The following is a 17,592-nucleotide window of genomic DNA, read 5'->3' as shown; positions in this document are numbered from 1 at the left end:
AATTGAAAGGTTGATAAAAATGTCATACTTACCAAAACCTCATGGAGGCAAACTTATACAAGCGTTTGACCCTAATTACGATCTAACTTCAGTAGTAAAAGAACTAGAAATTGATGCGATTGCCTTAAGTGACCTTGAATTAATCGGAATTGGTTTATTTAGCCCATTAAAAGGTTTTCTTGGCAAAGCAGATTATGAATCTGTTGTTAACAATATGCGTTTAGCAGACAATACAATTTGGTCCATCCCAGTTACACTTCCAGTTTCATACGAGGTTGCTGGATCACTAGTTGTTGGAGAAGAATTCAAACTTACTTATAACAACGAAGTTTATGGAGTTATTAAAGTTTCAGAATGGTATGAACCTGATTTAGACAAGGAAGCAGTTGAAGTGTATAAAACAGGAGAACTTGCCCACCCAGGTGTGAAGCGTCTTTATGAAAGAGGACCAGTATACGTGGCAGGAGAAATCGTTCTAGTTAAAAAATCAGAAAAAGGTGTCTTCGGTGATGTATGGTTTGAGCCAAAGGAAACTCGGGCCATTTTTGAAGAAAAAGGATGGAAGACAGTGGTAGGTTTCCAAACTAGAAATCCGATTCACCGCGCACATGAATACATTCAAAAGGCAGCTCTTGAGACTGTTGATGGCTTGTTTGTAAACCCGCTAGTTGGTGAAACAAAGTCAGATGACGTCCCAGCAGAGGTTCGTTTAAAAAGCTACCGAGTGCTACTAGATAATTATTATCCAAAAGAGCGTGCACAGTTAGGTGTGTACCCAGCTGCAATGAGATATGCAGGTCCAAGGGAAGCAATTTTCCATGCACTTGCTCGTAAAAATTTTGGCTGCACTCACTTTATTGTCGGTCGTGACCACGCAGGTGTTGGTAACTATTACGGAACTTACGATGCCCAGCACATTTTTAGTAATTTTACAGAAGAAGAGCTAGGCATTAAGCCTTTGTTCTTTGAACATAGCTTCTATTGCAACAAATGTGAGGGAATGGCCTCAGATAAAACTTGCCCGCATAGCAAGGAAGACAGAGTCATCCTTTCCGGAACAAAAGTAAGAGAGATGCTACGCGCTGGCGTATTGCCACCATCCACCTTTAGCCGTAAAGAGGTTGTAGAAGTACTAATCGAAGGAATGAAAGAAACAGCTACCGTGTAAGGAGGAATTATATCTATGGCTAAACCAACAAATATTACATGGCATGACACAACTATTTCAAAAGAAAATCGACGTGAAAAAAATGGGCATGGAAGCTGTGCCCTTTGGTTTACTGGACTCTCAGGGTCTGGTAAATCAACGATCGCTAATGCGGTATCTAACGAATTATTCCGCCGGGGAATCAGTGAATATGTTCTCGATGGGGATAATATTCGCCACGGTTTAAATAAAGATCTTGGTTTTTCCGATTATGACCGAACTGAAAATATAAGAAGAATAGGCGAAGTGGCTAAATTGTTTGTCGACAGTGGCAAAGTTGTGACGACTGCTTTTATTTCTCCATTCCGCTCTGATCGTGACCAAGTCCGTGCTTTGTTCGAAGACGGTGAATTTATAGAAGTCTTTGTGCAATGCCCGATTGAAGAATGTGAACGTAGAGACCCAAAGCAGCTGTATGCAAAAGCACGCCGCGGAGAGATTAAGGATTTCACCGGAATTGATTCACCATACGAAGCACCAGAACAACCAGAAATTACTCTTCACTCAGATCAAGTAACAGTTGAAGAAGCGGTGGAACAAGTCTTTGCTTATCTAAAAGAGAAGAACATTATCTAAAAGAGAAGGTGGTTACTTCTCTCGCTTAAGAGGGAAGTATGGCAATCTCTTGAATGGTAGAGGATAGTAAGTAAGTGAAGCAAGGAAGGAGCAGTGAGGGTGAAAGCAATTCTATACATTGGCCATGGTACACGTTCAAAAGAGGGTGCTGAAGAAGCCAAATCTTTTATACATAGAGTGATGGAACGAATAAATGTGGAAATTCAGGAAATCTGTTTTCTCGAGTTGACCAAGCCAGGTATTGAAGAGGGCTTTCTGCACTGTGTAGATAGGGGAGCGACGGAGATAACTGTCGTTCCCTTATTTTTATTGGCTGCTGGTCATATTAATGAAGATATTCCACAAGCTCTTTCTTCTCTTTGCGAGCGGTATCCAACCATCAATGTAAAGATAAGAGATCCATTTGGTGTTCAAGGGAAAATTCTCGATGGGATTGCTGAGATGGTTAGGGAAACGGTCACCGATTTGACACATAAAGATTCGGTTTTAATTGTCGGAAGGGGAAGTAGTGATAAGAGTATTCACTCGGCCTTTGCCGCGATTACGAAAGGGATTAGTGATCGACTTGGAATTGAAAAAGTAGCGGTTTGTTATTTAGCTGCAACAGAGCCAAGGCTTAAAGAAGGGCTTGAATCCATTTCTGTTAATTCTGTTGGAAAAATAATTGTCATTCCTTATTTATTATTTTCCGGCCTTCTTCTAAAAGAAGTGGATCATATGGTCAAGATCAGACAAAAGTTAGGTCAGCAGATCATTCACACTAGCCAACTGAGTAAACATCGTGTCATTGAAGATATTATTATTGAACGAGCCACAGAAGGTGAATAAATTTATTTTAGCTAAAATCGTAGGATTTTAGCTATTTTTTTGGAAAAAAAGGGTAGATTAACAAAGTAAATCATCGAAAAGATGAACCTAAGTTCATCTTTGATAAAAAAATGATATAATTAAACAATAGATCGAGGTTGTTTCAGATATTACCGATATAATAATGACTAAATTTTAACGAAGAGATGTGATAATGTGACAGAACTTACCCAAGAAAAAGTACAACACCGAAAGTTACCGCTAAGAAGGATCATTCTACGAGCTATTGCCATCACTATTGGAGCTATCCTAATGGCAACTGGGTTAGAAATATTTCTAGTTCCAAACCATGTTATTGATGGTGGAATTACAGGTATTTCAATTATGCTTGCGCATATCACAGGATGGCAATTAGGAATTTTCCTCCTCATCTTAAACCTGCCATTTGTTTATATGGGATATAAGCAGATGGGAAAAACCTTCGCTATATCTACCGTGTATGGAATTATTGTTTTATCGATTTTCACTTCCTTTTTTCATCCCATTCCAGCGTTCACCGATGACATTCTCCTTGCTACTGTTTTTGGCGGTATGATACTCGGTACAGGGGTAGGTGTTGTTATCCGCAATGGCGGTGCCTTAGATGGAACAGAAATACTGGCACTTTTGATCACGAAAAAAGTTCCATTTTCTGTTGGGCAAATCATCATGTTTATTAATATCTTTATATTAGGTGCAGCAGGTTTTGTGTTTAGTTGGGACCGTGCCATGTATTCCCTGCTAGCTTATGTAATTGCATCGAAGGCTATTGATACCGTTGTAGCCGGCCTCGAAGAATCTAAATCTGTTTGGATTATTAGTGACGAAGCCGAAGAGATTGGAAATGCAATTAATGCGAGGCTGGGAAGAGGAGTCACCTATATTAAAGGGCAAGGTGCCTTCACTGGTGACAATAAGAAGGTCATCTTCAGTATTATTACGAGGTTGGAAGAATCAAAATTAAATACGATTGTTCAGGATATTGACCCGAACGCCTTTTTAGCAATCGGTGACATTTCAGAAGTGCGCGGAGGCCGATTTAAGAAAAAAGATATCCACTAATGAGAAAAAGGATCTGCGATTCATTCACAGATCCTGCTTTCATTTTAATGGCCTATTTCGATATTATCTACATGATTAATATGTTTATTATTCATCCAGATAAATAGGACCGAAATAACTACAAACCCGCCTCCAACTAAAAATGGAACACTTGGGTTATAGATTTCGGCAAGTTTACCTGCTGTAAATGGTGCTATCGCACCCCCAATAAACCGTAAAAAACTATAGGCAGCAGAGGCCGTTGATCGCTCAACTGGAGCTGCATTCATCACGGCTGTTGTAATAAGGGTATTATTATTTCCTAATAAAGCGCCAGCTAAAATGACAGCGGTAATGATGACCCATTGTGTCGATGTCCATATTCCCATTACCACTAAAAGTAGAGCAAATAAAATTAACATTAAACACATTGATTTAATAGTGCCAAACCATACAGTCAGTTTTGGAGCCATAAAAACTGAGGTAATAGCCAGCAAAACTCCCCAGCCTAGGAAGACGAATCCTAACCCGTGCTCATCTAAGCCCATGACGAATGGTGCATATGCAAGCAAAGTGAAGAAGCCGAAGTTATAAAGTGCCGCTGCAATACCGAAAACTAAAAGTGAACGATGTTTTAAGGCACGGAATGGATCCAGTAAAGAAGATCGTGATTTTACTCCTGTTGGTGTGGTTGACTTTGGCATTAAAATAAAGAGACCAAAAAAGGCAATAATCATTAATGTGGCAACCCCAAGAAATGGACCTCGCCAAGACATTCCACCAAGCCATCCGCCAAGTAGAGGACCAACAGAAATTCCAAGACCGATTGCTGCTTCATATAAGATGATCGCTTTTGCAGTTCCGCTATTTGATAGTGAAACAATTGCTGATAAAGCTGTTGCTACAAAAAGTGCATTTCCAAGTCCCCATCCGCCTCGAAGTCCGACAAGGGTCCAAATCCCGTTTGAAAATCCTCCAAGTGCTGAAAAGACTGCAATGATCACGATTCCCGACAATAATGTCCATTTAATGCCAAGTCTTGTAGAAATCACCCCAGTAATAAGCATGGCAACTGCCATAACTGCATTATAACTAGTGAACAGTAAGGTAACTTCACTATGTGAGGCATGTAGTTGTTCGGCAATTGCTGGCAAAATGGGATCAACTAAACCCAACCCCATGAACGCGATAATGCTTGCAAAAAAAACAGCCCAAACTGCTTTTGGCTGGCTAAGTAAACCTGCATTTTCATTGGGTTTCAGTTGTATCTGCTGTGGTGGTGCGGTATTAGTTTTTGGTGCTAGTGCCATTAAATCTCCCCCTATGTGATTATTTCCAACTTCTTGAATTAGTTGTATGATGAAAGTATATAATTGTATTATACAATCAATTTCCACTACGTCAATAGTGCTTTTGCCATATCAGTCAAATAGTGTTTCCTTACAAATAAGAATGTGAGTATGTTATCATAATTTATATGAGGAAATAACAGTGAGGTAGGAAAGTAAATGCATGAACATTCTTTAGAAATGATCGAACTTGAATTAGCAATTCTGATCCGCCGAACCACTTCAATTTCGAGTAATAAGAAATTGGGGAATCTTGATCGATCGGCCTATTTAATCCTACGAAGAATTAATGAAAAGGGTGCTGTCGGAGTAAAAGTATTAGCGGATGAATTTAAACTGGATATTTCTACAGTCAGTAGACAGGCAGCCGCTCTAGAGCATAAAGATTATTTATATCGAATTCCCGATCCATTGGATGGTCGAGCCTATTCTCTTCAATTAACTGAGCTAGGTGCAAAGGAATTATTTGATTATCAAGAAGCACGCTTGAAGAGAGTTGCGGAACTACTAGAAGATTGGTCGGATGAGGAACGTGAATTATTCGGGGTACTTTTGGAAAAATTCAATCGGTCTTTTAAATAATAGTTGTTTCGAGTTAATTGAAAAAGAGGTTATCCAAAAAGTTGTAATAAACACTTTTTTGGATCAACCTCTTTTTTTAATTGGCTTTCAACGGTGCTAATAGCTCTAAATATCTCTCAAAAGGCAGCTCGCATGCCGGGTATTTTTCTAATAGATGTAACATTGAAATTTCTTTTTCTGCAACTTGAAGTTGATAGGTTTCTTTATTTAGGAGTACCTCTAATTCTCTTTTATGTGGTGGACAGACAGTAAACTCCGCAAGTTCACGAAGTTGAGCGAGAGTCACAGTTTGCGCTAAATCAACACTATAGCTTAGTAAATCCCACACACGAACAGGAAAATCTAGAGGAAGGTGGGTAACTTCGCCTCTATTTCCGCTTAAGATCAGTTGTGTATTTTCATCAAGACCATAGCGGTTAAGAACCCGGCCAACTAGTTCTGCTGAATTGCGAGGAATGATTCCAAGCGCATTTATCTCTTGATTTAGGACTACATCTGCTGGGATTGGGTTATTGAATCCGTTTACAAAATGAACAGATAAATTGTTGGTTGGAGCCGTGCTATCGTTTTCCAACCCAAAGAAATCGAAAACTTTTGGCCAAACCTGTTCATGCCAGTCTTCGTACTGTTGCTCAAATTCGCTGCTTGCATCACCTTGTCCTTTTTGGAACAAACGAGTCCCGCCTCTTTCACACATCCTCTCATCAATAAAGGTAGGAATCTCTTGGTACGTACTTGCCCAATTGGTATCACCACAGCCAAACACGGCATATTTGACACCACTGAATGATACAGCATTGTCTTCTTTGAGCCATTTGACAAATTTACGGGCATTTTTTGGCGGGTTCCCATTGTAGGAGGAGGTAATAATAAAGACAGCACCTTCTTTTGGCAGCGCTCCTGCAAATTCATCAAGTGTTGCCACTTCACTTTGGAACCCCTTAAACCTTGCAGTCACAGCTAAATCACGCGCGATACCCTCAGCTGTTCCCATGTTCGAGCCATAAAGAACAAGCAGGGGAGTATTATGTGCACCTATAATTGATGGATTCATTTGATCTGCATGTTTGGTATTCTTTTCTAATGCTGCACTTGATTCATTCATCGCAATAGTAAAACGATTAGTAGTTTCACGTGGGCGAACCTGCATTGTTAATCCGTCAGGTTTCAATGTTAATGTTTCCTTCACTTTCAATTGATAATTGGTATGGTCAATTAGATCGAAGTGTTTTAAGATCATCCCAATTAATAGTGTTGCTTCGTGCATAGCAAATTGCTGTCCAATACAAGCACGCTGTCCGTTTCCAAACGGTTTGAATGCATCATGAGGGATTTTCTTTGGATCCTCAAATCGCTCAGGCCTAAATTCTTCCACGTCATCGCCCCAAGCTTTCGAATCGCGGTGCAGCTTAGGGAGCAACACATTAACAACATCCCTCTTCTTAAGCGGATATTTTCCGGCTAGCAATGTGTCTTCCTTTGCGAATAGCGAAAAAAGTGGAGCCGTTGGCCATAGCCGTAACGATTCATTCAGGATCATGCGAATGTATTTCAGATTTCGAACCTGAGGGTAGCTTGGAATAGAGTCAGTTAGAACTTGGTCTACCTCTGCATAAGCTTTTTCAAGCTTATCCGGGTGTTTCATTAAGAAATATAAAGCAAATGATAATAAGCCACTGGTTGTTTCATGCCCAGCAATTAAGAAGGTAATGATTTGATAGCGGATATTTTCATCACTCAGCTTTTCTCCAGTTACAGGATCAGCACTGTTAAGCATCCGGGAAAGAAGGTCTTCAGCCTCATGGTCCTCATTTTGTTTGCGTTCTTCGATGATTCTGTCGACGAGAGAAACCATGGTATGTATATCTTGATTAAATTGTCTTTTTGTTTTAACCATGAGTTTATCTTGTAATCCTAGACGGTTACTTTGATTCATGGCTTCGTCCAGTGCTGAAGCCATACTTGTAATAAATGGGTGCGATTTTTCGCGATAAAAACTATTAAATCGATAGTTAAAGCCACATAAACCAATCGTATCTAATGTAAGCCTTGTCATATCTTCGGGTACATCAATACTCTCATCAGAATTAAGACGTGACCATTTTTGGATGAGTTGGACGGCAATATCAACCATCATTGAATGATAGCCTTTCATGGCACTTTGACTAAAGCTGGGAAGAAGAATGTTGTGCGCTTTTTGCCAATTTTCTTCTTTTGTCCAACTGGTAAACAGACCATCTCCGGAGAAGGCACGGACTTTCTGCAAAGGGGCGTTGACCAGTTTGTCGAACCGAGAAACATCTGAAGCATCCTTTACTAATTCAGCAGAGGAGATAAATGTTCCAGTTCCCGATGGGAATTTAAGTTTGAATATGGGTCCATATTCATCGGCTAGTTTCATGATGGATTGAGTAGGTTGGCTTAAGTCTAGCTGCGGGAGATTACCAAGCGGGCCATATGTTTTTGGTTGTGGTATAGATGTTATCTCAGTAGTTAACATGATAACGATTCTCCTTCCATTCAAAATCAAATTGACTATAAATTTATAATATTGAAATAATATTAAGATAGATTATAACATGAATGGGTTGGTAATATAAGGTGTAAAATACAAAACCTTCAGATAAATTTTGTTAGATTATTATATTAACAGAGTAATCACTGTGAAAAGAGAGACAAAGGTCGTCTAAACTGTTATTATTTTTGTGTGAGCAACAATTTCACATTAATTGTCTTTATTAAGGGTGGGAGAGGTAATCATGGAAACTACAAGAACCGAACAAGACTTCTTAGGAAAAAAAGAAATACCATCAGATGCTTATTACGGTATTCAGACTCTAAGGGCAGTTGAAAATTTTCCAATCACAGGTTATCGAATACATGAAGAATTAATCATCGCCCTTGCGATGATCAAAAAAGCAGCTGCGATTGCAAATACAAATACGAAGCGGTTGTATAGTGGACTTGGTGATGTGATTTGCCAAGCAGCCGATGAAATTATTGCAGGGAAATGGAATGATCAGTTCATCGTCGACCCAATTCAAGGCGGAGCTGGGACCTCTATGAATATGAATGCAAACGAAGTAATTGCCAACCGTGGACTTGAGTTACTTGGATACGATAAAGGTGCTTATTTGCATTTAAGTCCCAATACGCATGTCAATATGTCGCAATCCACAAATGATGTTTTTCCAACTGCCATTCATATTGCCACACTAAGATTACTAGAAAAATTACTTGTGACGATGAAGGATATGCATAAGGTATTTAAAGATAAAGCAAAGCAATTTGAAAATGTAATCAAAATGGGTCGGACTCATCTCCAGGATGCTGTTCCTATTCGCCTTGGCCAAGAGTTTGAAGCATATTCGCGTGTGCTAGAACGGGATATTAAGCGAATTAACCACTCTCGTGAAAATTTGTATGAAGTGAATATGGGAGCAACTGCGGTTGGAACAGGTTTAAATGCGGACCCGAAATATATTGAAGATGTCGTCAAGGAATTGGCTGTAATTAGTGGTCTGCCATTGGTCAATGCTGAACACTTAGTTGACGCCACGCAGAATACGGATGCATATACAGAGGTTTCAGCTGCACTTAAAGTATGTATGATGAATATGTCAAAAATTGCTAATGACCTCCGGTTAATGGCCTCGGGTCCCCGTGCAGGATTAGGAGAAATATCACTGCCCGCACGTCAGCCGGGTTCATCGATTATGCCGGGAAAAGTGAATCCTGTCATGCCAGAGTTGATTAATCAGATTGCCTTCCAAGTAATCGGGAATGACCATACCATTTGTCTTGCGTCAGAAGCAGGACAACTTGAATTGAACGTAATGGAACCAGTATTGGTATTTAATTTACTTCAATCCATTAGCATAATGAACAATGGCTTCCGTTCTTTTACCGACCATTGTTTAGTAGGTATCGAGGCTAATGAGGCACGTTTGAAAGAGAATGTCGAAAAGAGTGTCGGGATCATTACGGCAGTAAATCCGCACCTCGGCTATGAAGTGGCAGCAAGAATCGCCAGAGAAGCAACCGTTACTGGAAAATCAGTTCGTGAACTATGCTTAAAGTATGATGTTCTTACCGAAGAAGAATTAGATCTGATTTTAAATATCTATGAAATGACCAAACCTGGAATATCAGGGGCAGCCCTCCTAGATAGAGATTAATATTTATGTTTATATAATATTTGGTGCCTGACACCCCATTGGGGTGTCAGGCACCATTTTTTATTTTAATAGAATGCTTAACGGGACGAGTTGGTAGCCTTGGTCTTTTAGCCATGGAATGACTTGGTCGACGGCTTCCGGTGTATTTATTCCCCCGATATGCATAAGGATGATATCACCATTACTTGCACCTGTTTTAATACGGGAAATGATGACTTCAGTGGCTGGCTGTTTCCAATCAATTGTATCAAGTGACCACTGGATGCTTAACGGATATCCCGCTGCACCAACAGTTTTGAGCGCGGCAGAATTGTACGAGCCGAAAGGAAAACGAAAATAGGGCTGTGGAGATTTTCCTGTGGCCGCCTTAATAGCTTCCTCTGCTTTGATAATATCCTGTTTTAACGCATTGGCTGTTGTTTTTACGGCATCAGGATGAGAGAATGAATGATTACCAATTTCATGTCCTTCCTCGACAATTTTCTTGGCAAGGCTAGGATACTTCTCAACCCACTTACCTGTAAGGAAGAACGTAGCTTTGACCTTATGCTTTTTCAGGACATCCAATATTCTTATCCCTGCTGCATCACTTCCAGCGTCAAAGGTTAATGAGATCCGCTTTTGCTGGGGATTTCCGTTTGTAATAATGACAGAAGAGGCTGTTGACGGTGGAGGGTCTTGGTTAGGTGGAGTCGGCTCCACATTCTTTCCATAAAGCTTTAAGATTTGATCTACAAAGATGGTATCGGAAAATAGATTATTCCATTGCTTTATTTTTTCTACAGTCACCTTGGCTCTAGTGGAAATGGAAAATAATGTATCTCCATTAACGACTTTGTATTCAACGATTTCGTTAGCACCCAGAATAATTTGTTCAGGAGCAGCAGGCTCTGGGTCATTCGGTTCATCTTCTTCAGGCTCTCCGGATGGAGGGTGTTCCTCACCAGTAGGGTTTTCCTTTTCCGGCTCCTTCCCATCATTATTTTGTCCGGGACCTGAGGGAGACTCTGTTTTAGGGGAATCGGCAGGTTCACCATTCCTAAGGCCCGTCAGGTTCCAGTTGTAAAAGAACAACAAGAATACAACACATCCTAAACAGATTGTGGCTAGAGAATAATAAATTCCTTTTCCGCTTTTTCGGTGAACCTGAGATAATACACCTAAAACAAGAGATACAGAAAATAATAGTATACTAAACAGTATTAAGGTTTCTCGCATGGCACTTTCCCCCTTAATTTTAAGTGATGACCAGGGAGCAGAATCATTTAGTTTGCAAGGAATCAATGGAAGGAGTAAATTGAGGTCTAAAGGAGTATTGATATTAATCTAATTTCTGCTTTAATTATACCATATGAGAAATTGGGCTTAGTTGCTACGTACCTTTTAAAAAAAGCCTAAGAAGTATCGAATATCAATTTAATCTCCTTTTATATATTAGGGATTCCAATATTTTTGCAGGAAATGGCCATTAAAAATGGAATAGAATAGGAGAGTCATATGAAACAAAATCAGTTGAATATCGTCTAATAATATAAAAGGGCATAAGGCTATACAAAAAGGAGTAAAGTAGGAGAAAATGGCGAAGCGTAATTGGGTTGTATCACTATTGGTAGCTGTGTGTTTAATTGGCACTGGATGTTCGGGACAAACTACAAAAGAAAAAGAGGCAATGGCAGCGGAAAAGCAACAGCAAATAGAAAAAGAGAAGAAATTACAAGAAGAAAAGAAGCTAGCCGAAGCAAAGAAACGGGAAGAAGAAAGAAAAAGAGAAGAAGCGAGACCTGTATACGTAAATATTGTGGATCCTGACACGAAAGACATTGTAAAAACTTTTAATACAAAGGATTTAGGATACATAACGAATCCTGACAATTATAAAGTCGAAATATCAAAATTGACAAGAGAACTAGCTCGTGGAACCCAATCAAAGCCTGGCTATGACAAACGAATGGTTCTTGATAAACTTGATGAAGAAGGGAATATCATCAAAGGTACCCCACAACAAATTCTTGATGAAGAAGAATTGGCTGAAAAGATAATGTTGGTTTCAGAAAAAGGCGGCAATGTGGAATTGCCTTTATATGTGAATGCAAGCGGGTATCAGGCTCAGGAGGCTTCCCAATTAGATGACGTTGTAGTCGCCTCATATACGACCTATTTTAATAGTGGGACGGTGGGAAGAACTAAAAATATTGAACTCTCAGCACAGGCGATAAATAACGTCATCCTTGGGACCAATGATTCTTTCTCATATAATACAACAGTTGGCCCGAGTGATGCTGAACACGGTTACCAAAAAGCACCGGAAATAAATTACGGTAAGTTAGTTGAGGGGTATGGCGGGGGCATCTGTCAAACTTCTTCTACTTTATATAATGCGATCGATCAATTGGCCGTCCAATATATCGAAAAACACCACCATTCTTTAACGGTAGGTTACGTGCCAAAAGGAAGAGATGCGACTGTTTCTTATGGAGGTAAAGATTTTAGATTTAAAAATACTACGGGTGTGCCTTTAATTTTAAAAGCGATCGTAAACGGAGGGTCGCTAACAGTTGAAGTAAGGACGTCAAAAACGTATCAAAGTCAACTTAAGAAACGAATCTAATTAGCCAAAAGATAATGGTATTATATTATAAAAAAATCCCTTCATTAAATCCAAACGGAATTAATGGAGGGATTTTTATTTATTTCAATTTACTGCATTTCTTCCCAATCTGTATATTGACCTGTGCCTTGGCAGCCTGGGCATTCAAATGAATTAAAGTAAGCAAATTCATTATATGGATATACGGTATAGCCGCGGCCGTGACAGTCAGGACATTTGCCTTGGTCTTTCATATTCGAGACATGATTTTGGTATTTAGTTTCTTTCCATTGGTTAAACGAGTTGAGTAGTCCCATTTTATTCACCTCATCTTTTCTTCTTAGTATGGAGAAAAAATGGAATAATTATGCTTGTATTAGTTTACGGCCTAAAGGGAATTAAGTGGAATAAAGTTTCCATTTATCAAACTAATTTACTTTTCTATAATAATTTTATGTGAATACATGTAATTTAGTGCAGGATCAAAATGAAAAAAGTGAAAAGCGTAATAGCTTTCCACCTTACTTATATAATCTTATTTTCCCGTTATGTTTAATTTTTTCATCCGATACTGCAGGCTTTGTCGGCTCAATCCGAGAAGATTAGCGGTTCGGGATATATTAAAATCATTTTTAGATAATACATGATCAATATAAGATTTTTCAAATAACTCCATCTGATGTTTCAGTGGTACTGCTGTCTCAGAATGTTCCTTTATAAAGGTGTCCACCGTAGAAAGGGGGATCATTCTCTCTCTCATCTGCATTTTGCTTCGATATTGGTAGGGTAAATGAGAGTAGGAAATCCATTCCTCGTCAATCATTATGTTCATCGCAGCTTCAATTATATGCTCAAGTTCACGGACATTCCCAAGCCAGTCATACTCGAAAAAAGACTGTTTAACCTCCTCTGTCAATCCTTTTACATTCATCTGAAACAATTCATTGTATTTTTGAATAAAACTCTCGACTAATAATGGAATATCCTCTTTACGATCTTTTAACGAAGGGATGAAAATTGTGACAACTCCCAGACGATAATATAAGTCTTTGCGCATTCGATTATTAGCAATCGCATCAATCGGATCTTCGTTCATATTGGCAATGACCCGAACATCTACAGGAGTATCCTTCGTATCCCCAATTCGCCTAATCGTTTTTTCCTGTAAAACACGGAGTAATTTTGCCTGCAGATTGAGATTTAATGAGTTAATCTCATCGAGAAGCAGGGTTCCTCCGTTGGCTTGTTCAAATAAGCCAGGGGTATCGACTGCCCCCGTAAAGGCACCCCGCTTTGTTCCAAACAGAAGACTTTCGATTAAATTATCAGGCAGGGCAGCACAGTTTTGTGAAATAAACGGAGCAGATAGCCGTGTGCTTCCATTGTGGATGCTTTGAGCAAAAAGCTCCTTCCCGGTACCTGTATCTCCAACGATTAAAACATAGGAAGAGGTGCGGGTTGCCCGCTTAGCAGATTCAATGACTTCTTTAATGGCTGGGCTGTTCCCAATAATTTTATCAAAAGTGTATCGGGTCTGCCCCTTATTCATATTGCCTTTAATCAGTCGTTCCAACTTTGTTACATCATTGGCGATCTCGACAGCACCCTGAAGTTTTTCGTTGTTAAAAATAGGAATGGTATTGTTAATGGTCGTAATTTCGCGTCCTTTATTATTAAAATAAGTTTGTTTGACGTTACTTGTTTCTTTGCCTTCCTGGAGTGCTTTTACTAGTGTACTAGATTGGTCGTCTTTAAACATAAATACATCAAGCAGGTTTTTATCAATAACATCTTGAAGGTCCATGGACTCCATTTGCATCATTTTTTTATTATAAATAATCGTTTTCCCAGTTTCGTCTACTGCATGGACACCTACATCCACTTCGTCTAAAATCCGTTTATATATCCGATTTAGGTACTGCAAATAATTGACTGTGTGATTATTTTTCTCCATTTAGATTCATTCCCTTTGATTAATCCTTTATGCAACTATTTAATCAAATAAAACACAATAATGCAAAATAGTTTTGCAGTTTTATTAGAAAAATGTTAAATTTGCAAAGAATGTTTGCATAGTAAGGGGATTTCTTTATTTAGTGGCTTTTTGAAGATAAACGCTCTTTCCTTTTTTGTGGAAAAATTATTTTTGCAGTATAGTGCAAAATTTTTATTGAAATGCAAAAATATTTTGCTTGTTTGTTCAAAGAATGTACACATTTTAGGTAATTTTAATTTTGGCACAAAACTTGCATATTTCTATTATAAAAATATAGTGATAATTTAGAAATTATTGTCTGTTGTTAATAGACTACTATTTCTCTATAATTTCTAATGGTAAGGGTTTAATCATATTGCCACTAGCAAAAAATTATCCTACTATTTTAGGTGTTGAAAGCGTATTCTTTTGTTTGGGGAGAAGGGGGAAATTTAATGAATTTGCAGGAAAACAACTCGAATCATGAATTAAAACGGACGATGAAGACGAGACATTTATTTATGATCTCTTTGGGGGGAGTAATCGGTTCAGGTTTATTCTTGGGTTCAGGTTATACAATCAGTCAGGCAGGGCCAATAGGTGCAATTCTTGCCTATATAGTTGGCGGTTTTATCATGTTTCTAACCATGCTTTGCCTTGGTGAATTGTCTGTAGCCATGCCGGTTTCAGGCTCGTTCCAAACGTATACGACAAAATTTATTGGTCCAGGAACAGGATTTGCACTCGGCTGGCTATATTGGTTAGGTTGGTCCGTTACAGTTGCATTAGAGTTCCTATCTGCTGGGCAACTTATGCAAAGATGGTTTCCTGATGTACAAGTTTGGATTTGGAGTGGCATTTTTGCAGTCATTTTATTCTTACTGAATGCTCTATCTGCAAGAGCATTTGCTGAAGCAGAATTTTGGTTTTCAAGTATAAAAATTTTGGCAATTATTTTGTTTATCGCATTAGGTGGCGCTGCCATGTTTGGATTAATTGACATGAATGGCGGTCAAGCTGCACCATTTTTATCAAATTTTACAGCACATGGTATTTTACCTAACGGATTTTCAGCATTAATTGTTACCATGATCGCGGTTAATTTTTCTTTCCAAGGAACGGAATTGATTGGGATAGCTGCAGGGGAAAGTGAAAATCCAGAAAAGACTATCCCAAAATCGATTAAACAAACTGTATGGCGTACCCTTGTCTTCTTTGTATTAGCTATATTTGTTGTATCTAGTTTAATTCCAATGGACAAAGCAGGGGTTGTTGAGAGTCCATTTGTTGTTGTATTTGATAGTATAGGAATTCCTTACGCTGCAGATATTATGAATTTTGTTATCCTTACTGCACTACTTTCAGTTGGAAACTCTGGCTTATATGCAGGAACCCGGATGTTGTATGCGATGTCAAAAGAAAAAATGGCTAGTCCTATTCTCACAAAAGTAAATAAACGAGGCGTACCGATTAATGCACTACTTTTCACAATTGGTATTGCTTTATTATCACTACTTTCAGGTTTTTTTGCAGAAGAAACAGTATTTATGTGGCTTCTTTCCGTAGCTGGTTTAGGTGCTCAGGTTGGCTGGATTTCCATTACTGCTTCACAACTCGCTTTCCGTAGAAGGTTTATCCGTGAAGGTGGAAAAGTAGCAGACCTTAAGTTCAAAACACCACTTTACCCAGTTTTACCACTTATCGGCTTAGTATTAAACGTTGCCGTTCTAGTAAGTTTAGCATTTGATCCAGCACAACGCTTAGCTCTTTATCTAGGAGTTCCATTTGTGGGTGCCTGTTACTTGATTTACCATTTTAGAATTAAAAAGCTTCGAGAACAGGATATGGTTGATGAACACCAAATTGAACTGAACGAAAATAAAAAAATGGTGATTTAATTACTTTGTAAAACGCTTGGAAAAAATCCAAGCGTTTTGTTTTTTGGATAAGATAAACCAAAACTTTAAATACTATGTATCGAGGTGATAGAAATGGGAGATTGGAATGAACAAGCGGCACCTAATAATAATTTGCCACCAAGGGTCATCAAGCAAGGTGAATTAATTGGAGACGAAGCAAAACATGAGTTTTCAGAGGAATTATCCGATGGAGGCGAGCGTGACCAAAACATTAAGGTACTTAGAAATAACGGAAGAGTAAAGTGAGGAAAGAATTGTGGCGATGAAAACATCGTCACTATTTTTTTTTAGCTATTTACAATAAGAAGGATTCAGTATAGAATTTCTATGTACCTAAAATATCTAGGTAGGTGAGAAAATGTTTAACCGCGAATTAGTAAAAGGCAGTACTTCCTTAATCCTTCTTCAGCTATTAAACGAACGCGATATGTATGGCTACGAACTCGTGAAAGAGCTGGAACAACGAAGTGATAATGATTTAAGTGTAAAAGAGGGAACCTTGTATCCTGCACTGCATAAACTTGAGAAGCAAGAGTACATAGAATGTTACTGGCAGGAGCAGGAAAAGGGACCAGCCCGGAAGTATTACAAGATAACAAAAGCTGGAAAAGAATTATTGGGTGAAAAAACACGTGAATGGCAGGACTTTGTTAAAGTAATGAACAAAGTGATAGGGAGATCAAAACATGGAACGGCCGAAGAATAGGTTTCTGAATGAGTTGTCAAAGGGATTAGGAAACCAGTTAGATAAGGATGAAATTCTCCGTGAATATGAGTCACATATTGATGAAATTCTGATTGAAACGGTAAATCTGGAAGAGGATACAGTTTATGAGATGATTGTATCGCGCTTAGGAAGCCCAGAGGAAATCACCAAAATTTGGAGAGAAGAATTTTCTGTCACTCCCAGCAATATGAAATGGCTGTTTATCCTTTTAAATGTTCTTTTTTTCGGCGGGGGAAGTTTACTCACCCTGGCTCACAATGTCTATCAATGGAAATGGATAACGGCTGCTTGGAACCACCTGACTGCGATTCCCACCTTGATTGCTATTTTGTATCTGTTTTTTTGGGTCTTGTTAGGATATGAAATTGGAAAGGGGTTTGGTCATAACGGAAGGGTGCTTCTTAATAAAACGTTTCTACTTTCCCTTATTCCAAATTTAATCTTAATGGTCCTTACGGTGTTTCAAATTATTCCACATTCTTGGTTTGCCCCATTGTTAACGAAAACGTTTATTATTGCTTGTATCATTTTTACCATCATCTTATATCCAATCAGCTGGATTGGCTACCGATGGGGGAGAAAAGCTTCGGTATAAGCATTTTTTT

At 38.8% G+C, this 17,592-nt stretch carries 16 protein-coding genes; 11 read left to right on the top strand and 5 right to left on the bottom strand.

The window, feature by feature from the left end; translation table 11 throughout:
- The first annotated feature begins 19 nt into the window (after positions 1-19).
- From sat to FS608_RS27865, 4 genes are all read left to right on the top strand, one after another.
- Positions 20-1,168: a sulfate adenylyltransferase gene (gene sat / locus FS608_RS27880; protein WP_144555812.1), complete on the top strand. Its 1,149-nt coding sequence runs from the start codon at positions 20-22 to the stop codon at positions 1,166-1,168.
- A gap of 15 nt (positions 1,169-1,183) precedes the next feature.
- Entirely contained in the window at positions 1,184-1,783 is a 600-nt protein-coding gene (gene cysC, locus FS608_RS27875) for an adenylyl-sulfate kinase (protein ID WP_144555811.1), read from the top strand.
- 99 nt (positions 1,784-1,882) lie between these two features.
- Positions 1,883-2,611, top strand: a complete 729-nt coding sequence (locus FS608_RS27870; RefSeq protein ID WP_144555810.1) for a sirohydrochlorin chelatase — start codon at positions 1,883-1,885, stop codon at positions 2,609-2,611.
- Between the two features lie 195 nt (positions 2,612-2,806).
- Positions 2,807-3,691, top strand: a complete 885-nt coding sequence (locus tag FS608_RS27865) for a YitT family protein (protein ID WP_144555809.1) — start codon at positions 2,807-2,809, stop codon at positions 3,689-3,691.
- Positions 3,692-3,735: 44 nt separating this feature from the next.
- On the opposite strand, the gene FS608_RS27860 is transcribed toward FS608_RS27865, so the two are convergent.
- Positions 3,736-4,980 (bottom strand): MFS transporter, encoded by a 1,245-nt coding sequence (locus tag FS608_RS27860; protein WP_144555808.1) that lies wholly within the window; start codon positions 4,978-4,980, stop codon positions 3,736-3,738.
- A gap of 198 nt (positions 4,981-5,178) precedes the next feature.
- On the opposite strand from FS608_RS27860, the gene FS608_RS27855 reads away from it, so the two are divergent.
- The gene (locus FS608_RS27855; protein ID WP_144555807.1) at positions 5,179-5,601 is read left to right on the top strand and encodes a MarR family winged helix-turn-helix transcriptional regulator; all 423 of its coding nucleotides are present in this window, start codon (positions 5,179-5,181) and stop codon (positions 5,599-5,601) included.
- A 76-nt stretch (positions 5,602-5,677) separates the two neighbouring features.
- Here FS608_RS27855 and FS608_RS27850 read toward each other — a convergent pair whose 3' ends face one another.
- Positions 5,678-8,101 carry a cytochrome P450 gene (locus FS608_RS27850; RefSeq protein WP_144555806.1) on the bottom strand — a complete coding sequence of 808 codons (2,424 nt, stop codon included), beginning with the start codon at positions 8,099-8,101 and terminating at the stop codon, positions 5,678-5,680.
- Positions 8,102-8,360: 259 nt separating this feature from the next.
- Between FS608_RS27850 and aspA the strand changes: the two genes are divergently transcribed.
- Complete coding sequence (gene aspA / locus FS608_RS27845) at positions 8,361-9,779, top strand: aspartate ammonia-lyase (protein ID WP_144555805.1); 1,419 nt, start codon at positions 8,361-8,363, stop codon at positions 9,777-9,779.
- Positions 9,780-9,839: 60 nt separating this feature from the next.
- On the opposite strand, the gene FS608_RS27840 is transcribed toward aspA, so the two are convergent.
- Complete coding sequence (locus FS608_RS27840; RefSeq protein WP_144555804.1) at positions 9,840-10,997, bottom strand: polysaccharide deacetylase family protein; 1,158 nt, start codon at positions 10,995-10,997, stop codon at positions 9,840-9,842.
- Between the two features lie 358 nt (positions 10,998-11,355).
- Here FS608_RS27840 and FS608_RS27835 point away from each other — a divergent pair, with 358 nt between their 5' ends.
- On the top strand, positions 11,356-12,387 hold the full coding sequence (locus tag FS608_RS27835) for a VanW family protein (RefSeq protein ID WP_144555803.1): 1,032 nt from the start codon (positions 11,356-11,358) through the stop codon (positions 12,385-12,387).
- Between the two features lie 89 nt (positions 12,388-12,476).
- Here the strand turns inward: FS608_RS27835 and FS608_RS27830 are convergent, their stop codons facing one another.
- Positions 12,477-12,683 carry a DnaJ-like cysteine-rich domain-containing protein gene (locus FS608_RS27830; protein ID WP_026566888.1) on the bottom strand — a complete coding sequence of 69 codons (207 nt, stop codon included), beginning with the start codon at positions 12,681-12,683 and terminating at the stop codon, positions 12,477-12,479.
- Positions 12,684-12,901: 218 nt separating this feature from the next.
- Positions 12,902-14,320 (bottom strand): sigma-54 interaction domain-containing protein, encoded by a 1,419-nt coding sequence (locus tag FS608_RS27825; RefSeq protein WP_144555802.1) that lies wholly within the window; start codon positions 14,318-14,320, stop codon positions 12,902-12,904.
- A gap of 476 nt (positions 14,321-14,796) precedes the next feature.
- On the opposite strand from FS608_RS27825, the gene FS608_RS27820 reads away from it, so the two are divergent.
- The 4 genes from FS608_RS27820 (at position 14,797) to FS608_RS27810 (ending at position 17,582) form a co-directional block, all read left to right on the top strand.
- Positions 14,797-16,239: an amino acid permease gene (locus FS608_RS27820; protein WP_144555801.1), complete on the top strand. Its 1,443-nt coding sequence runs from the start codon at positions 14,797-14,799 to the stop codon at positions 16,237-16,239.
- Between the two features lie 93 nt (positions 16,240-16,332).
- The gene (locus FS608_RS30610) at positions 16,333-16,506 is read left to right on the top strand and encodes a hypothetical protein (protein WP_186328932.1); all 174 of its coding nucleotides are present in this window, start codon (positions 16,333-16,335) and stop codon (positions 16,504-16,506) included.
- A 112-nt stretch (positions 16,507-16,618) separates the two neighbouring features.
- On the top strand, positions 16,619-16,966 hold the full coding sequence (locus FS608_RS27815; RefSeq protein WP_026566891.1) for a PadR family transcriptional regulator: 348 nt from the start codon (positions 16,619-16,621) through the stop codon (positions 16,964-16,966).
- Positions 16,947-17,582, top strand: coding sequence for an HAAS signaling domain-containing protein (locus FS608_RS27810; protein WP_144555800.1), 636 nt, complete (start codon positions 16,947-16,949; stop codon positions 17,580-17,582). The genes FS608_RS27815 and FS608_RS27810 overlap by 20 nt, the downstream gene beginning before the upstream one ends.
- Positions 17,583-17,592: the final 10 nt, after the last annotated feature.

It is taken from the genome of Bacillus sp. X1(2014), from assembly GCF_007678255.1.
The sequence above is the reverse complement of the archived record's forward strand: the minus strand, read 5'-3'. Positions and strand labels throughout refer to the sequence as shown.

Bases quoted from the DNA above. Each gene is read 5' to 3' on its own strand.
- cysC (WP_144555811.1), top strand. From the start codon at position 1,184: ATGGCTAAACCAACAAATATTACATGGCATGACACAACTATTTCAAAA.
- FS608_RS27840 (WP_144555804.1), bottom strand. From the start codon at position 10,997: ATGCGAGAAACCTTAATACTGTTTAGTATACTATTATTTTCTGTATCT.
- FS608_RS27850 (WP_144555806.1), bottom strand. From the start codon at position 8,101: ATGTTAACTACTGAGATAACATCTATACCACAACCAAAAACATATGGC.
- FS608_RS27835 (WP_144555803.1), top strand. From the start codon at position 11,356: ATGGCGAAGCGTAATTGGGTTGTATCACTATTGGTAGCTGTGTGTTTA.
- FS608_RS27810 (WP_144555800.1), top strand. From the start codon at position 16,947: ATGGAACGGCCGAAGAATAGGTTTCTGAATGAGTTGTCAAAGGGATTA.
- FS608_RS27855 (WP_144555807.1), top strand. From the start codon at position 5,179: ATGCATGAACATTCTTTAGAAATGATCGAACTTGAATTAGCAATTCTG.
- FS608_RS27815 (WP_026566891.1), top strand. From the start codon at position 16,619: ATGTTTAACCGCGAATTAGTAAAAGGCAGTACTTCCTTAATCCTTCTT.
- FS608_RS27820 (WP_144555801.1), top strand. From the start codon at position 14,797: ATGAATTTGCAGGAAAACAACTCGAATCATGAATTAAAACGGACGATG.
- sat (WP_144555812.1), top strand. From the start codon at position 20: ATGTCATACTTACCAAAACCTCATGGAGGCAAACTTATACAAGCGTTT.
- FS608_RS30610 (WP_186328932.1), top strand. From the start codon at position 16,333: ATGGGAGATTGGAATGAACAAGCGGCACCTAATAATAATTTGCCACCA.
- FS608_RS27860 (WP_144555808.1), bottom strand. From the start codon at position 4,980: ATGGCACTAGCACCAAAAACTAATACCGCACCACCACAGCAGATACAA.
- aspA (WP_144555805.1), top strand. From the start codon at position 8,361: ATGGAAACTACAAGAACCGAACAAGACTTCTTAGGAAAAAAAGAAATA.
- FS608_RS27830 (WP_026566888.1), bottom strand. From the start codon at position 12,683: ATGGGACTACTCAACTCGTTTAACCAATGGAAAGAAACTAAATACCAA.
- FS608_RS27825 (WP_144555802.1), bottom strand. From the start codon at position 14,320: ATGGAGAAAAATAATCACACAGTCAATTATTTGCAGTACCTAAATCGG.